This is a genomic window from Flavitalea flava (assembly GCF_054461575.1).
The window spans coordinates 39,923-58,117 of record NZ_JBTLQH010000031.1 but is presented as its reverse complement, the minus strand read 5'-3'; the positions used below and the strand labels follow the sequence as shown (position 1 = coordinate 58,117).

Genomic DNA, 18,195 nt, shown 5'->3' with positions numbered 1-18,195 from the left:
ATGAAGGCTATGATTACAGTGCGGCCTTTAATGCCTCTATGTCCAGTTTGACCATCTTCATCATGGCTTGCATGGCGCGACCTGCCTTAGCCCTGTCCGGGTCGCTAAGAAGCTCGGGCAAAATGGTAGGCGTTACCTGCCAATATAGGCCAAATCTGTCTTTTAGCCAACCGCAGGCAATCTCCTTACCGCCTTTCTCAAGAAGTTTACTCCAATAGTAATCGACCTCTTCCTGGGACTCGCAGTTGATGGTTAGAGAGATGGCATCCGTCAGGGGATGACCAGGACCGCCGTTCATCATAGTGATTTCCTGCCCTTCCAACAGGATGCTTGCTACCAGGAAGGCGCCTTCAGGCCCCGGTGAACCTGGGGGGTTGTGGGCGACCCTGATCACTTTTGAGTCCTTGAAGATGGAAAGATAGAAATTCATCGCTTCTTCGGCATTGTTGTCGAACCAAAGGAAAGGACTGATCTTTTGCATAAAATGATTTTTTATGGTTTGTCATTAACTACAGCAAACCTTGTTCCCCGATCTGATTTCCTGACGTCTACTAATCTCCGAAAAAACATAATAATTTCGGATTACAAACCCATAATAGCATAATTATTTCGGGATTGGAAAAAGGAATTGAATTAAATAACTGTAAATGAGCTGTTTATATTTAATAATCAAATAACCTATCTTTCAGGGATGCTCCGCTTCCCGTTTATCGGTTTCATAAACAGGGGAGTCTTTTATAAATTTTTTAAAAATAACAGATATGGAAACGCAGAATTTAATAAGCCAGGGTTTTAAAGCCGCCCCCTCGGAATATTTTACCGGAAAAGTTTTTTTAAAGGTATTGGTTGCGGCTGATGCCATTACCAATTGTAATATCAGCGATGTAGCTTTTGAGCCGGGTAGCCGCAACAATTGGCATACCCATCCATCCAACCAAATATTGATCGTAAAAGAAGGAACTTGCTATTATCAGGAAGAAGGCAAAGGCATACAAAAAATTGCTGCCGGTGGCGCGATAAATATCCTTCCCGGAATCAGGCATTGGCATGGCGCTTCACCCGATGCACCTATGGTACATATCGCCATCAACATCAATACGGAAAAAGGACTGGTAAATTGGATGGAGGCCGTTACAGATAAAGAGTATGACCAATAAGAATACCTAAAAACGAAATATCCTAACCGCAAGATCATTCAAACCATGAAAGTTATTTTACTGATCGCCGCATTATTCATTATGGAAAAGAACGTTTCAGCACAGGATACCAAACCGGTAACCCGTATAGCCAGGATAACAATAGACCCTTCCAATCTGGAAATCTATAAGGCATTCCTGAAGGAGCAAATGGAAGCAGCCGTCCTGGTTGAACCAGGGGTAATTAGTTATACCGTCTATGCGGATAAAGACAACCCCGCTAAATTAACCCTAGTAGAAATTTACGCAAATAACAAGGCCTATCTGGCTCACCGGGAAACGCCGCACTTTAAAAAATATAAAGCCGCAGTTGCTGATATGGTCAAGTCCCTGGAACTATCGGAGGTTGATGCTATTCTGACTTTAAAAAAAGAAAACAAGCAGTAACCGTTCCATGCTGTTTATTTATTTTTCCCAAAGGGGATGGCCATAGGCCTCATAGGAGCCGCGCTGGCACCCCGTAATTTGAGGGGTAAACCAATAAAAAGAAACTCCCGGATATCAGCTTTCGATAGTTCTTCCAGATATACCAGTTCCATAAACATGACTCCTTTTTGGGCCAGCAAATAAGTATGTACCGGTAGCCAATTGGTGCTGTCTGAAGAAGGAAGTGCCTCCAAAGCCAGATTGTCTGCTCCCAGGGTCATAACGCCTTTTTCCTCCACCAGCCACTTCACGGCCCCCAGACTGATACCTACGCCGTTGGCTGAAAATTTTTCTTTATCCGTATAAAAATATTTCATCAGCCCTGTGCGGATAAGCACGATGTCACCCTTTTGAATCTGGATATGTTGCGTCTTCAGCAGGTCCTGCAGATCGTTCAGGGTGATAACATAATTTGCAGGAAGTATATCCAGGCCTTTGTATTTGGCCATATCTATCAGGACACCCCTGCCAATGATGGGCGGTATATTTTCTGCTCCTGCCTTTTCCCATCCCCTGTCACTGAGATATTGTTCTGCAGCATAGCCATTCCATATTTTACCATGCAAGCCAAAATGGGCTAACGCATCGATATGGGTACCGGTATGGGTATACATCGATAGGGCATCGCCGGTATAACTCACTTTGTTGTTCATGCTATCGCCAAGATGGGTATGATTGCCCACCAGGGTGCCATGTGGTGTGTGGGTCATCCAGAATTGGTAAGGCGGATCACCCAAGGCGGTAAAGCTGGGCATACCGATAAAATATTCCACGCCCAGGTCATACACTTTCCCCGTCCTGATGGCTGAGAACAGGGCCAGGTTGTTGCTATCGCTCATCATATGTAAACTGCCAATTTCATCTGCTTCCCCCCAAGGACTCACGCCAGGCTGGTCGCGGGTATTGACAGTTTGGGCGAAACCGGAAGAGTACAGGGTAACGAAAAAAGAAAAAAATAACAACCTGGCCCAACCCGGCAACGAGTTTTGGGGGTTTTGGATTTTTAAAATAACCTTCATAACTATTGATTAACTATTTTACTAAAAAATGCTGGGGCCGCCTTTGAGCTCTTTTTATAAAACTCCTGATGAGTAGCGTCCGGCATTCCAAAAGTAGAATATGTCGTAGAAGGGTATTTGTAATAAAAGAGGTATTTGTTGTACAAACAGAGGTTTGGCTTTAAACCTGATTTCCCTGGAGAATGTGATAAATAGCCATCGCATGACCGCGCCCTAATCCAAATTCATCTTTTAACCAGGTAAATATTTCCGTAGATTTTATTTTCGGATCAAGAGTTCCTTTAACCATGAACCCCTTTTTCCTGGCCAATTTCTTAAAATCATCCGGAGTATTACCTGTTTTAGTTTTGATGGTTTCAAAATAGGCTGTTAAATTAATACTCATATTTTCTGTTTTTTTAATGGTCATTCTTTTCTACCAGATCCCTGTCTATTTTTGTCCAGGGCTGTTTATGGTTGTTATGCCTGTTGCTGTAAGGAGAACCAATTCCCCGAATCGTCTTTAAATAAGGCTTCTGTGCCGTAAAATTCTTTGGTAGGCGGTTTCATAAACTCTACCCCTTTGCTGTTTAGTTCTTCATAAGTGGCATAAATATCTTTGCAGGAAAAGATTCCTGGCCCGAATGTTCCTTTCCTGATAAGAGTTGTCATTGATTTTACTGTTTCTTCGTCAAACATTTTACCAACAGCAACAGGGAACAAGGCAATTTCTAAATCAGGTTGTTCTGGTGGCGTTACGGTAAGCCATCGGGCATTTGCACCTATCGGAACATCAGTCTTTACCTTAAAACCGAGTTTGTTCGTGTAAAAGTCAAATGCGCTCTCCTGGTTGAGGACATAAACGCACACGTCTGTCATTCTGCTAATCATTTGATTTCCATTTTTTATGATGAGATAAGGATTGCGAAACAGGGCTGCTATGCACTGATGCTTTACAGGGTTACCTTAAAGTAATACTGTCTTTGATACTGTATTGTGATGTGCTAAAGGTCAGCAATGATTTAGTAAGTGGCTATTTCAAAATTGCTATTTTTCGCCCCAGCCGTGTTGATGGATAAAACAACCCGGAACAAACTTCAAGGGGGTCTCTGAGATTTGTATTTTCATTTGCAGTTGTTCTTCCAGGAAAGCAGAAGGTGTCCGGCCAACAAGCCGTTTGAAAAGGCTGCCGAAGGAGCTCAAACTTTCGAAGCCGACAGCATGGCAGACTTCAGAAACAGATTTATCCGTACACAACAATTGGACAGCTTTTTCGATCCGCACAAAAGTCAAATATTGATGAGGCGTTTTCCCATAAATATTTTTAAAAAGGCGGATGAAATGAAATTTTGAAAAGTAAGCCTCGTCCGAAATGTTGCCAAGATCTATATTGTCTGCATAATGACTGTCAATAAAAAGTTTTGCCTGAACTATTCGTTTGTATAAATAAACCTTTGGGTATTGTTCAGTTGTCATTTCTTCTTTTGTTAATAGCTTGCCGGGGCTCCAGTTATTAACTTAAAAGTAGCGATTATTTTTAGGTTTAGCATCTATAAAACCTTGTAAAGTCTTACCGATGCTATGACCGGGCAAGCCAATGCATTCAAAAAGGTAATTCTCACTTTCGAAGCGGTGACATTATCAAACTTTGCTAACTTTTTACTACCGATGGTAGTTCCCTTGAATACCTGCATCCATTTTCCTTGTTGGTCGACTTCAATAAGGAAGGACTGGATACGTTGCCCCAATCTTATATATTCCTTTATCTCAAAACAGTTAAAGGTGTTTGCCTGGGGAAGGGTAAAGGTGAGCGAAGCGGTCCTGGTTGAGTCGTTGACAGTCCAAAACAAAAGGTTGTCTTTATCAGGTTCCTTGGCAGAAAGCACCTTGGGAGATGGTACATGGGAAGCAAGTACATTGGAAGCCGCATATTCTTTTGAGTTCCCCCTTGTTTCAGAGGCCTGGACTTTTGCGCCTTGCAAAAGATCTTTTGAAAATGATTTTGTCAAATAATCCTGAAAGGCATCCAGGGCCTTGATATCATTCGCATTGATCCGGCCTGTCCGGTCGGGAGGAAGGTTCAGGTTCCAGCAGGCGCCGTTGCCAATTGATTTAAAATAGATTTCCTGCAAACTTTTCAAACTTCTCACTTTAGAGTCTTCGTTCTGGTGATAAAACCATCCCGGACGAATAGAAACATCCACTTCCGCAGGAATCCACGCTTCTCCATTCAGCGTGCCGGTCTCCCCTTCCTCAGACCTGGTGTTTCCTATGCCCGGTCTGTCACCATTTGGTCCATGAGCCGTATAGGGCGCCCAGCAGGAATCATTGGTATAACCGCTTTCGTTTCCGCACCACCGCGCATCCGGGCCGATATCACTAAAAATGCAGGCGTTGGGTTGTAATTCCCGTATGATCGACCAGGTATTCGCCCAATCATAATAAGTAGTGCGGTCGATCTCCCGTTTCTCCTTAGCTCCTCCATAATAGCCATCCCCACCATTGGCACCATCCAGCCACACTTCGAAAATGTCGCCATAGTTGGTCAGTAATTCCCTGAGCTGGTTCCGGTAATAGGTAATATATTCAGGCTTGCCGTACAAGGCGCTGTTCCTGTCCCAGGGTGAAAGATATACGCCAAACTTTATACCGTATTTTTTGCAGGCAGCAGAGATCTCCTTCACCACATCACCCTGACCATTTTTCCAGGGGCTGTTTTTTACAGAGTGCTCGGTATATTTTGATGGCCACAAACAAAAACCATCGTGATGTTTACAGGTCAATATAGCTCCCTTAAACCCATGTTTGGCAATCGTCGATACGATTTGATCGGCATCGAAATTTGTTGGATTGAATACGCTCTCTGATTCGTCTCCCAAGCCCCATTCACGGTCTGTAAACGTATTCACAGTAAAATGAAGGAAACAATAGCCTTCCATTTCATGCCATTTCAATTGGCGTTCGGAAGGTAATACTCCATAAGGTTTAGGCGCAGATGGCTGTTTGTTGAGCAGGCTGGTATTTTCAGCCATCAGCGTGGCTTCCACTTTTTGCCCCCGGGTCACTTCCACTTCATAAATATCGCCGGTCTTCTTTACATGCTTTACATTCCATTGCGGAATTCTTCCTTCAAAGTTGTCCTTTATCCGGAGCGTTCCATTTTTGCCGGCCTCAATACTGAACCAGGTGGTCATCTTATTTTTCCGTACAGCGGAGACCTTATACCCTCCTTCAGCCCTTAAATCATGAAAAGAAACATCCGCCCATTTCTGCGGCGTTGCCGGGAAAATTCGGATTATTCCGGTATTGATCTCACCTGGTGTCGCGCTCCAGCTTTGCAACAACATTTCATGAACCGCCTGGGATGCCAGGAAGTTCCCTTCCAGGGTGAATGGCCGATAGGTCATATCGGAATAACCGCTCCTGGTCTGATCGCCGTTGGCATGAAACCCGTTACGTAATACGAAGGCCTTTACGAAAATATCCAGGTCCTTTATCGCGGTTTCCGCGTCCCCTATTCTTGCTCTCAGGCAACTCATCCACGAGAAAGTATAACCGCACCATTGGCTGGTACCCAGGCTGTCCCACCGGTGCAAACTGGCATTGATCGTTTGTCCGGTTTTTCCGCCGCCTTCGCTGGTAACCAGGTTAAAAGGGTATAGACCCATAAGATTGGATAAATGACGATGGCTGGCTGGCAATTCATTCCTCTCATCTACCAGGAGCGTGCCGTCTGCCCGGGTATGAAAATCTCCCAGCGCTGACGCGGCGTCTGCCCATTTTCGGATGTCCCTGGTTTTGCCACTGGCAGTTGCCATTTCCTTCAAAGAAAGGAATAACATTTTCAGACACATCAGGTCATAATTGCTATTGGGTTCAACCCAGGCTCTGGGACTATTGTCGAAAATTTCCGGAGATGAAGACAGCGGCAATTTCAATAGTCCGGCAGCATCCGGTTTCAACAGACCCAGCATACATTCCCCGACGGCAGAACACCAGGGATAAGCCTTTTCCTGCAGGAAATGATCATCTGCCGTATACAACCAATGGAGATAAAACAAATGCGCGCTCCACGCGCTCATGGTTGGGGACATACTATATTGCCCCCATCCGCCCAATGGCTGTCCGGAATAGGACATCACTCCCGGGCAGGCAAGACCGCCAGTTCCATAAAAATCCCTGGCAAAAGCACGAAATGAATTGCGGCGGTCCCAGAGAAAATCCAGGTAAGAAGAGCCTTCCTCAAACCGGCCGGCTTCCTGGTAAGCGATATAGGTCATCTGGGTATTCAGGTCATTATGATAGTCGCCTTTCCAGGGCGGAAGCACGCCGTTATCTGCCGTCCAAACGCCCTGCAGCGGCATGGGTGGTGCTTTTAAACGGGAAGCCGCCCCGTAAAAGTATTGTACCAGGTTGTATTGTTTTTGAACAGCCGTATCTGGTACGTTCACGCTGGATTTCTGCCAGAACGCATTCCACCATTGTATATGAGGGACACGAAGCGCGTTATAACCCTTATTCAAAGCCGAGGCGCAACGCCCGCGTGCCAGGGACAAAAAATCAGCCGCATCTGTTGTAGAGGTAATGCTAACGGCCAGCAAGGTCTCGTTACCGGATTGTTTGGTTTCGACATACACACAATACTTTAGCCCTTCGGCAGCTTCCTGTATATACCATTGTGCATGGCCGGATCTTCCCTTTAAGGCTTCCGGGTAACCAAGCTTGTCTATTGATCCGCCGCTGCTCAGCCCGGCGTCTCCTCCGGCATTTTTACGATATACGTCCAAGGTACTTAAAAGATTGACCGAATCCGGAGCAACCCCTTTGATCAGCAGCAGGGCGACCGGTTCACGGGCACTGTATATCGCCCTGATGACCGCACCGGAATTCAAACGGGCCTCTCCTTCTGCGGTAGCCAGTTTCAATTCAAATTCTTTCACCAGTTGATTGACCGGCAATTTGATTTCAATACGACCGGCGGGTAGTTTGGTTGGGGTGACCCCGTTATATGGCCCGTCCCACCAATTATTCACCTCATCGAATTTCTTTTGGGCGACCATCTCCGCCCCTTTTTGATAGGTATATTTTTTCCACCATTCCTTTTCACCAGAGGTCCGGTCATCCCACAAATCCCCCCTGTCCAAAGACAATCTGATCGTGTTATCTTCCCCCCAGAGTAACCCGCCCATTAAGCCATTGCCTAAAGGAATAGCCTCATCCCAACTGCTAATGGGAGCCTTAAGCATCAAATTATAGCGTGCATCCGGCAATCCGGGTAATCCCGAAGATCCAGAGGATCCAATTAATCCGGAGGATCCAGGTAATTGAGAAGATCCAGGCAATTGAGCCTTCGTAACCAATCCGCACGCAAGAAGTAAGAAAACCAGGGAAGATCTACAGGAAGACCTAAACGGAAGTAGCTTATGCATCATTTATTTACAGTTGAGGGGATGATCGGTCAACCCGCAACCAAGATAAGAAACCCACCACTGTAATCTTCCTTGTAATCCAAAATCACGCAAACGATTGCATCTCTCAAAAGGCCGTACCAGGCTTAGTTTTTCATTTTTTTACTTAACAGTGCTTCCAATTTTGTCAGTTTTGACGTCCAGAACGCATCAAAGTAATTGATCCATTCCTGCAGTTCCCTGAACCCTTCCTTTTTGAGCGTGCAATATCTTTCCCGGCCAATGTCCTGGATAGAAATAAACCCCGCTATGTTCAATATTTTTATGTGTTTTGAAACTGCGGGACGGCTCATGTCGAAATTGTCTGCCAGGGCATTGATCGTTAGACTATCCTTTGAAAGCAATCGTAATATCTGCCTTCTGCTCGGATCGGCAATTACCTGGAAGGTATCAAGTGTTGGTTGTGCCATTTTTTGCAGCGTTTATATGTTTTTCTATCTTTTGCAGATTTTTAAGCCAGCCATCGGTCATGCCTGTGAAAAAGGAGAAGTTTTCCGGTATCGAAAAACCGCCATGCATCAGGGAGAGTTCCGTGCCTTCCCCTTTTCGCTGCAATGTCCATACGACTAAGGTATCAAGCGTAATCTTGCCTTCCCCGGGACCGCCCTTCCAGGAATAAGAAAGTTTTTGGAAGGGAACGAGCTCCAATACCCTGCAATAACAAATACCGTCGAAATCGAGACTGGGTATCGGGTTTGTCCTGAACTGAAAGTCATGGCCTATGACTGGCTGAAAATCATTTTTCATCAGCCATAACTGCAACAAATCAGGGTTCGTCAGGTATTCCCAAACCACCTCAGGAGAATGATCGAAGAAATACTGTTGATTTATACTTTTCTTCATTATACGTAACTTTTAAGTTACTCAAATATATAAGTAACATTTGGATTACGCAAATATTTTTTGAAAACAATAATTCCGCTGGAACATTCGGACCAGGTAATAGGTAGCAGCAGCAGCAGCCAGGTGTTTCAGGGTATGGCCGCTGACAAAACCTGTAAGAGAATAGATCTCTTTGTCGTAATGTTCGAATATCTTGGCAACAGCATAACAAATAATGGCGCCGGGCAATTGCCATAATCCCCGGTTGTAAACCGGTGCGGGAAACAGCAGGAGAATGAGGGGAAGGAAGACCATTGGGTAGTATTGAACCAATCCGTATAAACGAAGATCCCCCTTTCCGATACTTTCGGTATAATACCAGTAAAGCGCACTCACCAAACCCAGGGCGATCAGCGGCCATACTATCAGAACGCCGGCTTTTTCATGGATATGTTCTGCGATTGTTGCCGATAAGAGAGCCATAAAAACAACGGTCATCGGAATACGATCAAAGATCAATGTATTATTACCGGGGGTATAATGATAATAAGCCGATCCCCAGCCGACCAGAAAGATTCCCGTAAACAATATGGCATAAACGGTTTTAATGCCGGGTGAGCCATTGGCCTTACGCAGCAGGCCAAGCCCAAAAATTCCTACAAGGACAAAGGGAAGATTACTTAACACATTCCAGCCATTTCGTATGCCCAGTATAATTCTTTTGCCCGCAAGATCATGATAGGATGAGGCTTGAGGATAAGTGCTGTGTCTGAATACAACCACTATGGCAATAAGGGTCAGCAAGGCCAGGAAAAATAATTTAGTGGATTGTTTCATAGAAAAAGGTTTATTTTCTTTCGGTAATAATACAAAATGATTCCGGCCGGGGAATTATCTTTTATAGCCTTTATATCGAGTTCTTGAAACGTACTAAGAGCTCTTTTAAACGTTCCATTATTACTGGAAATGGTTTGGTATTTCCATAGAACATTGTTTCCCGCATTGAATTATAATCCGACTCCCAGGCATCGATAACATTGGCTGGTGGCAGAAATGAAATGGTTTGCTTTGAATGGGTATTATAATCCACACCAGGTAATCGATTAAATATTGACCGATGCTCAATGATAGACTGGTATAGGTCTTTATCCTCCAATGCGTTGATACCGTGAGCTGTATCCATAAGCATATCCAGATCATATAAATGCCTGGACATTCTGTTGCTTCTTATTTTTTCAACAGGTTTCATAAATTCTTCATGTAATAGAAATGCCTTTTCAAGGAATGTCCTTCTTGGCTCTACCGTAGGTACCTTAAAGTTAGGCCCGGCAAAAGATTGATCAATATAAACGACATCTATTAAAGAATGTATCGGCCTATTGCTCCAGGGTTCCTTTAAGGATCGGCTTCCAACCTCAATCTGCACTTCACTTTTGATATAGGGTAGAGTATCGAGCAGGGACTCATATCTCAAAAAGAGTTGCTGAGGATCTTTATCCGGATCTATTGTTTTCGCTGCTGTAAGAGAATATATATCCGCCGGAACTCCCAATTGCAAGAGTTGTTTCTCTATAGCCATCCTTAATTCGGTGCTGATAAATTCACAAGCCTTTCTTTTGAGCTTTTTAATCTGAGAATTGGTTGGGTTGCCTGAAAATCCCAATAAGTCCCGGTCAATGGCCATGTCGATATCCTCAGAAAAACGCTCTACCAGGTTCCAGGACTTACTTAGCGACGTCCCTCCTTTAAAAAGCAGATAGGGTTCATATGGCGTCTGGAAAGTAGCTTTTAGTGCGAGAGTTACCCACCAATCCTTTTCAATAGCTTGTAAAGGCAGATTAGTTTGCCTGTTGACTTCGAAAAGAGTATCCAATCTTTGCTCATTCGTTAGCTTTAGCCAGTTTGTCATCCTTTGTTTTTTGTTGAAGTATGTTGTAAAAAAGCCTCGCAATCCAGGCAGAAGTTAATTTTGCGTCATGCCTGAGAAAAACTGTTTTTTCCATTTTAAGGAGATCTGTTATTTTATTCAGGATCTCCGGTGTAAGTTCTTTTGGGCCCAGTTCTTCCAGTGCCTGAATAACAAGCCCGCTGATTGGGCCTTTTGTTGCCAGTTTTTTTGGTATTGTCGCCTTAAATTTGATATTTCTTTTACCAATTTTTATACTTCGCGCCGCTCCATCTGTTATATAAACATAATTCATGGGAACCTGGGTTGATAATCCAAGACGATTGAGTGCGTATGCCCCTGTAGGTTTTATATTCACGTTATCACGTTCCGCTAATGCTTTGGCTATTTCTTCAGTGGGTGGGTATATTTTACCGAGCATTGGATCTACTTTTGGGTTTATATAAATACCATGTGCCAACCGCTCTACCTTATTTTCTTTGACTAACCTCGACAAACTCATTTTAATGGCAGACTCACTCCCTATTTCAAGAAATTGCGAGGGAAAGATGAGGCTTCCTTTAGGTAATTTCCCCAAGGAGCCTGAAATCTGGCGATGAATTGATTTTATCATTATTTGGTCTGTTTTGTTACAAATTTATTAAAAATAGGTAACAAATAAAAATTTAACCTGTTACTTATTATTATAAAAAAGGTAACAAAAATTTATTTAATTTAAAACTTAAGTACATGATTTACAATAATTTAAGATAATAGTATTTTTTTATATTATACGTTACCAAGATCATTTCTTCCTCAAAACTATAATGAACTATAAAAACACTTCTACCAGAAAAAAGTACTAGTCATTTTGCAGTTATTTTTTCATTTAACAAAACTCTCCCCAGATCAAGGTCATAAAAAAACCCGGCCAGAAGATCAAGTCTTCCGGCCGGGGTCAATCAGGATACAAATTCACTTAGGATACAAACTCAATTCGGATAAAAAATCAATAGGGTACTAAATCAATCTATTATTGTACATAGCCGGGATTCTGTCCGGCAAGGGTATTCGTTTGCGTTTCTGTCAAGGGAAGCGGAGCGATCAGCTGATGGGCGTCGATCACGATACCGACTCCGGGGAATTCATGAGCCAGATTCGAATTCATAATACTGAGTGCTTTGGCAGTACCCATTCTCAGCAGATCATGCCAGCGATGGCATTCGAAGGCCAACTCCACCTGGCGTTCATGCATGACCTTGTCGATAAAGGTTCCCGGTGTGGCGGCACTGATCGGTCCCAGATTGGCGCGGTCACGGACCAGGTTGATCAGATCGTAGGACTCTGTTGTCTCTCCCAGGGCTTCTGCCAGCAGCAGCATGGCATCCGCATAACGTAATATGGGAAAATTATTACGGGCATCATTGCCCACGGAAACAGCCGGGTCCTTGAATTTCAGAATATAGGGCCGCAGGACGGGATCGTAGGCTAGCGAAGCGTTCAAACGGATATCGCCGGGTTCATAAGCATCGATCAGATCCTGTGTAGGCGTATTGGGGGAAGTGTTTCCATTGTTGCCACCCGGTACACCGAGAGAAGTGGGTGCGAAATAGTTCCAGAGATTTGAACCATTCAACGGCGGCAGGAATTGCAGCTCGAAGATGGACTCTGCCGAATTTTTCGTAGCCGGATTCCAGAGATCGGCATAATTGGGGAGCAGGGAATACGGAGATCCGGGGAACACCACCTTCCGTAAGGCGGCAACGGCAGCGGTATTGTCTCCTTTTTGCAATTGAACCTTGCCCAGCAATCCATAGGCGGCATAAGAAGTGGCGCGTCCGATGTCAGCTCCGGTATAGTTTGCGGGAAGCGATGCCGATGCTGTCGTCAGATCCCCGATGATCTGCAGATATACTGAATCTACCGAAGACCTGGCCAGATTATTATTTCCGCTCAGGGCCACGGTCTCATGCAACCGAAGGGGAACGCCGCCGTAATCCTGGAGCAGCAGGAAATAAACCTGGCCGCGAATAAACAGGGCCTCTCCTATCAATTGTTTTTTCTTCGTATCATCCATCTGAACGGCCGGTGCCCGGTCGATCAGTGCATTGCATAAATTGATACAGTTATAAGCAGACGACCACATACCGGAGACGGTAGTACTGCCGGCCTGCATGGTGAAGTTATCGGCGGCCTTATGTTCGGTCTGCCTGCCGTAATTCTGATTGGTGTTATCGGAACGGGTCTCCTCCAAATTGTAAAGAGCCAGTTCGTTGGAAATATAGAGGGTCTTCTGCGCAGAATAGATCCCATAGATCGCTGCGGTCAGATCCGATTCTGTTTTATAGAATTCCTGTTTGGGGATCCTGTCCGTCGGAACGACGTTCAAAAAATCTTTGGAGCATGAGGCCAGGATGGAAATGCATAAGACGGCCATCAGCAAGCTCCCGTTTGAATATTTATATTTTTTCGACATAATAAAAGTCTTTACAGGTTAAAAGGAAAAATTGATACCGAGCGTAAATACACGCGGGATAGGTGCAGTAGCCACGGAATTAAGTCCTGTTGTCCGTTTGTCACCGAAGATCCGGGTATCAAAACCATTCCGGCTTGCCTGCGGATTTCCACCTCTGTAATTGGTGAACGTATACAAATTCTCCACAGAAATATAGGCTCTCAGATCGTTCATCCAGAACTTTTTGCTGATGTCGGCGGGAATGGTATAGGAAAGATTCAGATTCCTGATCCGGATAAAATCCGTGGATTGTACTTCCCAGGAAGAAACGGCGCCTACATCGTTATATCCTGCCCTTGGTGTTCTTCCGTTACCCGGCTCTGCTTCGGAAATATAGCGGCCGTCAAAGAAATTAACATCCATATTGGTGTTGTTGGTATGAAGGCTCATGATCTGGTACACAAAATCCAGGATCTTTCCACCGGCCTGTCCCTGTAACAAAGCGGAGAAACGGAAATTTTTATACCGCACCGTGGTATTAATACCATATAACCATCTGGGATTATTATCGCCCACCAGTACACCATCCGCTCCGTTAAAGGCATCGATCAGCCCGTCTTTGTTGTAATCGAGGAATTTATAATCCCCTGCCTGATCGCCCACTGCTTTTTTAGCAACCCCGGCATCGATATCTTTCTGCGAAAGGATCCCGATCTGTTGCAGGGCATGTTCCTGCTCCAGCGGACCGCCGATCTTGGTCACGAGAACGGCAAAGAACTGGTAAAGCGGAGCGCCGGTTGGTCCAAGGGTCAGCACTTTCTGGCGTTGATGCGACACGTTGAAACCGACATCCCATCCGAAATCCCGTTGTTTGATCACACTGCCATTCAGCGAGAGTTCATAACCCCATTTTTTCATACTGCCGATATTCATCAGGTTACTGCCGTAGCCGGTGGAGGTTGGTACATTCACTGCCAGTAACAGATCCTTGGATATATTATTATAATAATCGAAGGTCAGGGAAATACGGTTGAACAGCCCGAGATCCAAACCTATATCGGTTTGTTTGGATTTCTCCCAGGAGAGATTCGGATTGCCCGGATCTGCATTGACAAACCCGATCACCGAATTATTTCCAAAAGAATGATTGACGAAGGTCATACTTGCCTTCGAGGTAAAATCACCGATGAAATTACTTCCATTGCTTCCGTAACTGGCCCGGATCTTCGCATTGTCGATAAAACCGACTTGTTCCATAAACCGCTCTTTGGATAAATTCCAGCCTGCTGCCACGGAAGGAAATACACCCCAGAGATTATTGGCGCCAAAACGGGAGCTTCCGTCCCGGCGGATAGTAGCCGTAAGGAGGTATTTATCCTTATAGGAATAATTCGCCCTGGCCAGATAGGATAACAAAGTATTTCCGCCTGACTTGGAGAAAGGCGTTTTCACCGTTCCGAAATCGATGGTCTGCGCCAGGTTGCTGGGAAAACCGCTGGCATTGGAACCTTCCATTTCATAGGTTGCCTTTTGAACAGTATAACCACCTAACAGATCGAGCCGGTGATCGTTGTGAAAAACAGCTTTATAATTCAGTGTATTTTCACTCAGCCAGTTCACCGTCCGAGAAGAATTTAATTCCAGGGCAGTAACCGGGTAAAGGGCCTGACCGCGCATTCCCTGTGGTTGGAAAAAACGATAGCGGTTATCGGATACATTTCCGCCTATGGAACTTTTGAAGGTCAGTCCTTTCAGAACCTCGATCTGCGCATACGCATTCGCGAGGAGGAAAAAATTCTTTTGGGTATTATTATAATTAGCCGCAATGGTCAGGGGATTCACCATAGTATTATTCAACACGCCGAAGGAGTTAGGATCCGATGGCGTACCATCCTTGTTATAGACCGGGATAACCGGAGGAAGTAAAACTGCAGCGCCGGTAAGGGCGGAAAAATCATCCTCCGGAGCGCTCAGCCGCTGAACGGTAAAGTTGGGCGCCATATTGATCCCGATGGTGATCCTTTTGGAAGCCTTGTAATCCGCTCTGAAACGCGCGGAATATTTATCGAATCCGGCCTTCAGCAGAATATCTTCCTGGTTCAGGAAACTTCCGGAGAACAAATAGGTTAATTTATCGGTTCCACCGGAAACCGTTACCCCGTAGTCCCGGAAAGGAGCAGTCCGGTATATTACATTCTGCCAGTCGGTACTCGTTCCATCCCAATTGGTAACCCAGGATGGAACAGGGGTTCCCGCAAACTGTGCTTTTTCCTTATACCATTCTACATATTGAGCGCCATTCAATACCTTATAAAAATCGTGTTTGTTAGCCTGTGAGAAACCTGTCTTCAGACTTACATCTACCTTGGACTGTCCGGCTCTTCCCGATATGGTGGTAATGATGATGACCCCATTGGCACCTCTTGAACCATAAATGGAAGTAGAAGAAGCATCCTTGAGGATATCTACGGAATTGATATCCCCTGGATTGATGGCAGCAGCATTTGTGGCATCCGTTGGAAAACCGTCTACTACATACAAAGGCTCGCTGTCTCCCGAAATGGTCCCTACCCCGCGAATTTTGATCTGGGCGACATTACCCGGGCGGGCGCTTCTGGGCGTTACATCGATACCGGGCGCAACGCCGGCAAGAGCGTCCTGGTAAGCGCTCACGGGACGCTGTTCCAACTGGGCGGAGCCAACCGAGGCGATCGAACCGGTTAGGTCTTTTCTTTTCTGGGTGCCATAACCAACGACGACAACTTCGTTTAATTTTTGGTTATTCAAAGCGAGGGTAATCGTTCCGGCATTTTCATCACGTACCCGTAATTCCCTGGATTGATAACCCACATAAGAGATAATCAGGGTGATGCCCTTGTCCACCTGCCGGATGATAAAATTTCCGTCATTATCGCTGAGCCCGTTCTTGTCGGAACCCTTTACCAGGACCGAAGCACCGGCTACAGGATTACCGTTCTCGTCGATTATCCTTCCTTTGATATCGATCAACGGAGGAGGAATGGGCAACAGCGGCGTTGAGATGATCTCTGCTGGTTTCTCTTTGACGATGATTAATTTATTCAGGATGGTATAGGTGAATTCCTGGCCTTTAAAACACAGATCCAGCACTTCGGCTAAAGGGAGGTTGGACACGTGGAGCGTGATGGTTTTGGCTTTTTGCAGGAAACCCTGGGTATAGACGAATTTAAAATCCGTCTGTTTCTCAATCTGATCGAAAACCCGTTGCAGAGAGGCATCCCTTTCTGAGATCGTTATTTTCTGGGCCAGTCCTTTGGCGTTGACCTGCAGGAGAGTGGCCAGAAAAAGAACCACGGTTAATTTCATTTTCAAGCAATTTAGTTCGGCCAATAACAGCCGGTAACGACTGGCAGGCCTGTCTTGGCAATTAGCAATCAATAGCATAACTTAGCGATGTTTGGGTTAAACAATAAGCAGTCTCTCAAAAATTGTTTTTGGATTGATCCAAAATTTACCGGATCCTGATGGCGTCAGGGTTCGGTTTTTTATTTACTTTTTTTTATCCATCCATTCCAGGGTTTTAGGGTTTGATAATCACTTTCTTTCCTTCAATGGTGAAATGAACTTTTTCTGTAAGTGATAAGGCTTTTAATACTTCTGAAATATTTACATTCCGGGGGATCTTCGCATAGAATCGTTCCTGGATTTCCGCCGTCCCGAAATCCGGATCGATATCATACCAGCGGGATAGCTGCCGCATAACGGTATGTATATCTGCACTTTTAAAATAGAAAAGCTGGTTTTTCCAGGCTACGATCTCATCTGCATTGACATCGGTGGTCACCTTTATTCCTCTGCCCTGCCCGCCTCTCTCCTGCTCCACCCGGGCCTGTTCGCCGGGCTTTATCAGCCGGGTATCCTCTCCATGGGTGACACTGACCGCGCCTTCCAGTAAGGTGGTCGCAATGACCGTTTCATTGGCATAGGCATTCACATTAAAATGAGTGCCCAGGACTTTAATATCCGTTCCTGCCCCTTTTCCCGAAGATGCCGCAACCAGAACGCGGAAAGGCTTACCGGGATTTTTGGCTATTTCGAAATAGGCTTCTCCCGTGATCTCCACCGTTCTTTCCCTGCCGGTAAAAGCAACGGGGAAACGGATGGATGAAGCTGCATTGAGCCAAACCTGCGATCCATCGGGTAGTACGATCTGGTACTGGTTACCCCGTTGGGTCTGAATAGTATTATAAGGGATCTCGTTGGCTGTTGATGAGTTGGAGTTTGCACCTGATGGATTGGAGCCTGCGGCTGAAGAGTTGGAACCTTCTGCTAATTGTCTGGAGCCTGCAACTGATTTATAAGCCAGTTGACCGTTCAGATTAACCACTGACATATTACCCTGATGGCTGATGATCCCGTTTGCCGTACTGTCCAGGGCGATCCGTTTGCCATCGGCCAGCGTGAGCACTGCCGCCATCGTTCCGGGGGGAATATCCTGTTTGACCCGGGGGCGGCTGGAAATAAGATCTGCAGGTTTTGTTTTTGATAAGGACAACCACCAGGCGCCCGAACCGGCCAGTAACAGGAAAACGGCGGCAGCAGCCCACCCGATCCATGTCCGTCTTTTTTTGTAAAACGGAGCGCCCATCGGAATAACAGGGGTCTGGTTGTCTTTTCCCGCCAGCAGGATCCCCTCAAAAAGTTCTGCGGCCCGCTCTTCATCCAGCGGGTCCTGCATTTCCAAACCCTCTTTTTCCAGGAAGGTCATCTCTTCGGTTATCAGTTCTTTTACCATTTCCCGCCGGGAAACCGAATTGATCATTTCGAAAAATGCCTGTCGTTCTTCCGGGGAGGCTTCCCCGGACCTAAACCGTCTGAACAAATATTGTAACCTGGAGAAAATGGGATCCATATGCAAGTGTTTAAACGTTTAACACGGACAGGTGTTATCCTATCAGACACGCGG

General features: G+C 45.4%; 16 protein-coding genes. 2 read left to right on the top strand and 14 right to left on the bottom strand.

The window, feature by feature from the left end; translation table 11 throughout:
- Positions 1 to 13: 13 nt before the first annotated feature.
- Positions 14 to 481, bottom strand: a complete 468-nt coding sequence (locus ACX0G9_RS22735; protein WP_459067262.1) for a VOC family protein — start codon at positions 479 to 481, stop codon at positions 14 to 16.
- Positions 482 to 761: 280 nt separating this feature from the next.
- Between ACX0G9_RS22735 and ACX0G9_RS22730 the strand changes: the two genes are divergently transcribed.
- Both ACX0G9_RS22730 and ACX0G9_RS22725 read left to right on the top strand, forming a co-directional pair.
- Entirely contained in the window at positions 762 to 1,157 is a 396-nt protein-coding gene (locus ACX0G9_RS22730) for a cupin domain-containing protein (RefSeq protein ID WP_459067261.1), read from the top strand.
- 45 nt (positions 1,158 to 1,202) lie between these two features.
- Entirely contained in the window at positions 1,203 to 1,583 is a 381-nt protein-coding gene (locus ACX0G9_RS22725) for a putative quinol monooxygenase (protein ID WP_459067260.1), read from the top strand.
- A 14-nt stretch (positions 1,584 to 1,597) separates the two neighbouring features.
- On the opposite strand, the gene ACX0G9_RS22720 is transcribed toward ACX0G9_RS22725, so the two are convergent.
- From ACX0G9_RS22720 to ACX0G9_RS22660, 13 genes are all read right to left on the bottom strand, one after another.
- Complete coding sequence (locus tag ACX0G9_RS22720; protein ID WP_459067259.1) at positions 1,598 to 2,641, bottom strand: cyclase family protein; 1,044 nt, start codon at positions 2,639 to 2,641, stop codon at positions 1,598 to 1,600.
- 160 nt (positions 2,642 to 2,801) lie between these two features.
- Positions 2,802 to 3,050, bottom strand: coding sequence for a DUF4287 domain-containing protein (locus ACX0G9_RS22715; protein WP_459067258.1), 249 nt, complete (start codon positions 3,048 to 3,050; stop codon positions 2,802 to 2,804).
- 50 nt (positions 3,051 to 3,100) lie between these two features.
- Complete coding sequence (locus ACX0G9_RS22710; RefSeq protein ID WP_459067257.1) at positions 3,101 to 3,499, bottom strand: VOC family protein; 399 nt, start codon at positions 3,497 to 3,499, stop codon at positions 3,101 to 3,103.
- A 168-nt stretch (positions 3,500 to 3,667) separates the two neighbouring features.
- Positions 3,668 to 4,096, bottom strand: coding sequence for an AraC family transcriptional regulator (locus ACX0G9_RS22705; RefSeq protein WP_459067256.1), 429 nt, complete (start codon positions 4,094 to 4,096; stop codon positions 3,668 to 3,670).
- Positions 4,097 to 4,170: 74 nt separating this feature from the next.
- A complete protein-coding gene (locus ACX0G9_RS22700) occupies positions 4,171 to 7,866 on the bottom strand; it encodes an alpha-L-fucosidase (protein WP_459067255.1) in 3,696 nt (1,231 codons plus the stop codon).
- A gap of 308 nt (positions 7,867 to 8,174) precedes the next feature.
- The gene (locus ACX0G9_RS22695; protein WP_459067254.1) at positions 8,175 to 8,498 is read right to left on the bottom strand and encodes an ArsR/SmtB family transcription factor; all 324 of its coding nucleotides are present in this window, start codon (positions 8,496 to 8,498) and stop codon (positions 8,175 to 8,177) included.
- Complete coding sequence (locus tag ACX0G9_RS22690; RefSeq protein ID WP_459067253.1) at positions 8,479 to 8,931, bottom strand: SRPBCC family protein; 453 nt, start codon at positions 8,929 to 8,931, stop codon at positions 8,479 to 8,481. The genes ACX0G9_RS22695 and ACX0G9_RS22690 overlap by 20 nt, the downstream gene beginning before the upstream one ends.
- Before the next feature lie 45 nt (positions 8,932 to 8,976).
- Positions 8,977 to 9,747: a ceramidase domain-containing protein gene (locus ACX0G9_RS22685; RefSeq protein ID WP_459067252.1), complete on the bottom strand. Its 771-nt coding sequence runs from the start codon at positions 9,745 to 9,747 to the stop codon at positions 8,977 to 8,979.
- 70 nt (positions 9,748 to 9,817) lie between these two features.
- Positions 9,818 to 10,819, bottom strand: a complete 1,002-nt coding sequence (locus tag ACX0G9_RS22680; protein WP_459067251.1) for a nucleotidyl transferase AbiEii/AbiGii toxin family protein — start codon at positions 10,817 to 10,819, stop codon at positions 9,818 to 9,820.
- Positions 10,791 to 11,429, bottom strand: coding sequence for a DUF6088 family protein (locus tag ACX0G9_RS22675; protein ID WP_459067250.1), 639 nt, complete (start codon positions 11,427 to 11,429; stop codon positions 10,791 to 10,793). The genes ACX0G9_RS22680 and ACX0G9_RS22675 overlap by 29 nt, the downstream gene beginning before the upstream one ends.
- 399 nt (positions 11,430 to 11,828) lie before the next feature.
- Positions 11,829 to 13,271 carry a RagB/SusD family nutrient uptake outer membrane protein gene (locus tag ACX0G9_RS22670; protein ID WP_459067249.1) on the bottom strand — a complete coding sequence of 481 codons (1,443 nt, stop codon included), beginning with the start codon at positions 13,269 to 13,271 and terminating at the stop codon, positions 11,829 to 11,831.
- Positions 13,272 to 13,289: 18 nt separating this feature from the next.
- Entirely contained in the window at positions 13,290 to 16,595 is a 3,306-nt protein-coding gene (locus tag ACX0G9_RS22665) for a TonB-dependent receptor (protein ID WP_459067248.1), read from the bottom strand.
- A 214-nt stretch (positions 16,596 to 16,809) separates the two neighbouring features.
- Complete coding sequence (locus tag ACX0G9_RS22660) at positions 16,810 to 18,141, bottom strand: FecR family protein (RefSeq protein WP_459067247.1); 1,332 nt, start codon at positions 18,139 to 18,141, stop codon at positions 16,810 to 16,812.
- Positions 18,142 to 18,195 lie beyond the last annotated feature (54 nt).

What these genes read in the sequence shown, in the direction of transcription:
- ACX0G9_RS22675 (WP_459067250.1), bottom strand. Translation starts at nt 11,429, where the DNA reads ATGATAAAATCAATTCATCGCCAGATTTCAGGCTCCTTGGGGAAATTA.
- ACX0G9_RS22690 (WP_459067253.1), bottom strand. Translation starts at nt 8,931, where the DNA reads ATGAAGAAAAGTATAAATCAACAGTATTTCTTCGATCATTCTCCTGAG.
- ACX0G9_RS22705 (WP_459067256.1), bottom strand. Translation starts at nt 4,096, where the DNA reads ATGACAACTGAACAATACCCAAAGGTTTATTTATACAAACGAATAGTT.
- ACX0G9_RS22680 (WP_459067251.1), bottom strand. Translation starts at nt 10,819, where the DNA reads ATGACAAACTGGCTAAAGCTAACGAATGAGCAAAGATTGGATACTCTT.
- ACX0G9_RS22710 (WP_459067257.1), bottom strand. Translation starts at nt 3,499, where the DNA reads ATGACAGACGTGTGCGTTTATGTCCTCAACCAGGAGAGCGCATTTGAC.
- ACX0G9_RS22660 (WP_459067247.1), bottom strand. Translation starts at nt 18,141, where the DNA reads ATGGATCCCATTTTCTCCAGGTTACAATATTTGTTCAGACGGTTTAGG.
- ACX0G9_RS22730 (WP_459067261.1), top strand. Translation starts at nt 762, where the DNA reads ATGGAAACGCAGAATTTAATAAGCCAGGGTTTTAAAGCCGCCCCCTCG.
- ACX0G9_RS22735 (WP_459067262.1), bottom strand. Translation starts at nt 481, where the DNA reads ATGCAAAAGATCAGTCCTTTCCTTTGGTTCGACAACAATGCCGAAGAA.
- ACX0G9_RS22715 (WP_459067258.1), bottom strand. Translation starts at nt 3,050, where the DNA reads ATGACCATTAAAAAAACAGAAAATATGAGTATTAATTTAACAGCCTAT.
- ACX0G9_RS22700 (WP_459067255.1), bottom strand. Translation starts at nt 7,866, where the DNA reads ATGCTTAAGGCTCCCATTAGCAGTTGGGATGAGGCTATTCCTTTAGGC.
- ACX0G9_RS22695 (WP_459067254.1), bottom strand. Translation starts at nt 8,498, where the DNA reads ATGGCACAACCAACACTTGATACCTTCCAGGTAATTGCCGATCCGAGC.
- ACX0G9_RS22670 (WP_459067249.1), bottom strand. Translation starts at nt 13,271, where the DNA reads ATGTCGAAAAAATATAAATATTCAAACGGGAGCTTGCTGATGGCCGTC.
- ACX0G9_RS22720 (WP_459067259.1), bottom strand. Translation starts at nt 2,641, where the DNA reads ATGAAGGTTATTTTAAAAATCCAAAACCCCCAAAACTCGTTGCCGGGT.
- ACX0G9_RS22665 (WP_459067248.1), bottom strand. Translation starts at nt 16,595, where the DNA reads ATGAAATTAACCGTGGTTCTTTTTCTGGCCACTCTCCTGCAGGTCAAC.
- ACX0G9_RS22685 (WP_459067252.1), bottom strand. Translation starts at nt 9,747, where the DNA reads ATGAAACAATCCACTAAATTATTTTTCCTGGCCTTGCTGACCCTTATT.
- ACX0G9_RS22725 (WP_459067260.1), top strand. Translation starts at nt 1,203, where the DNA reads ATGAAAGTTATTTTACTGATCGCCGCATTATTCATTATGGAAAAGAAC.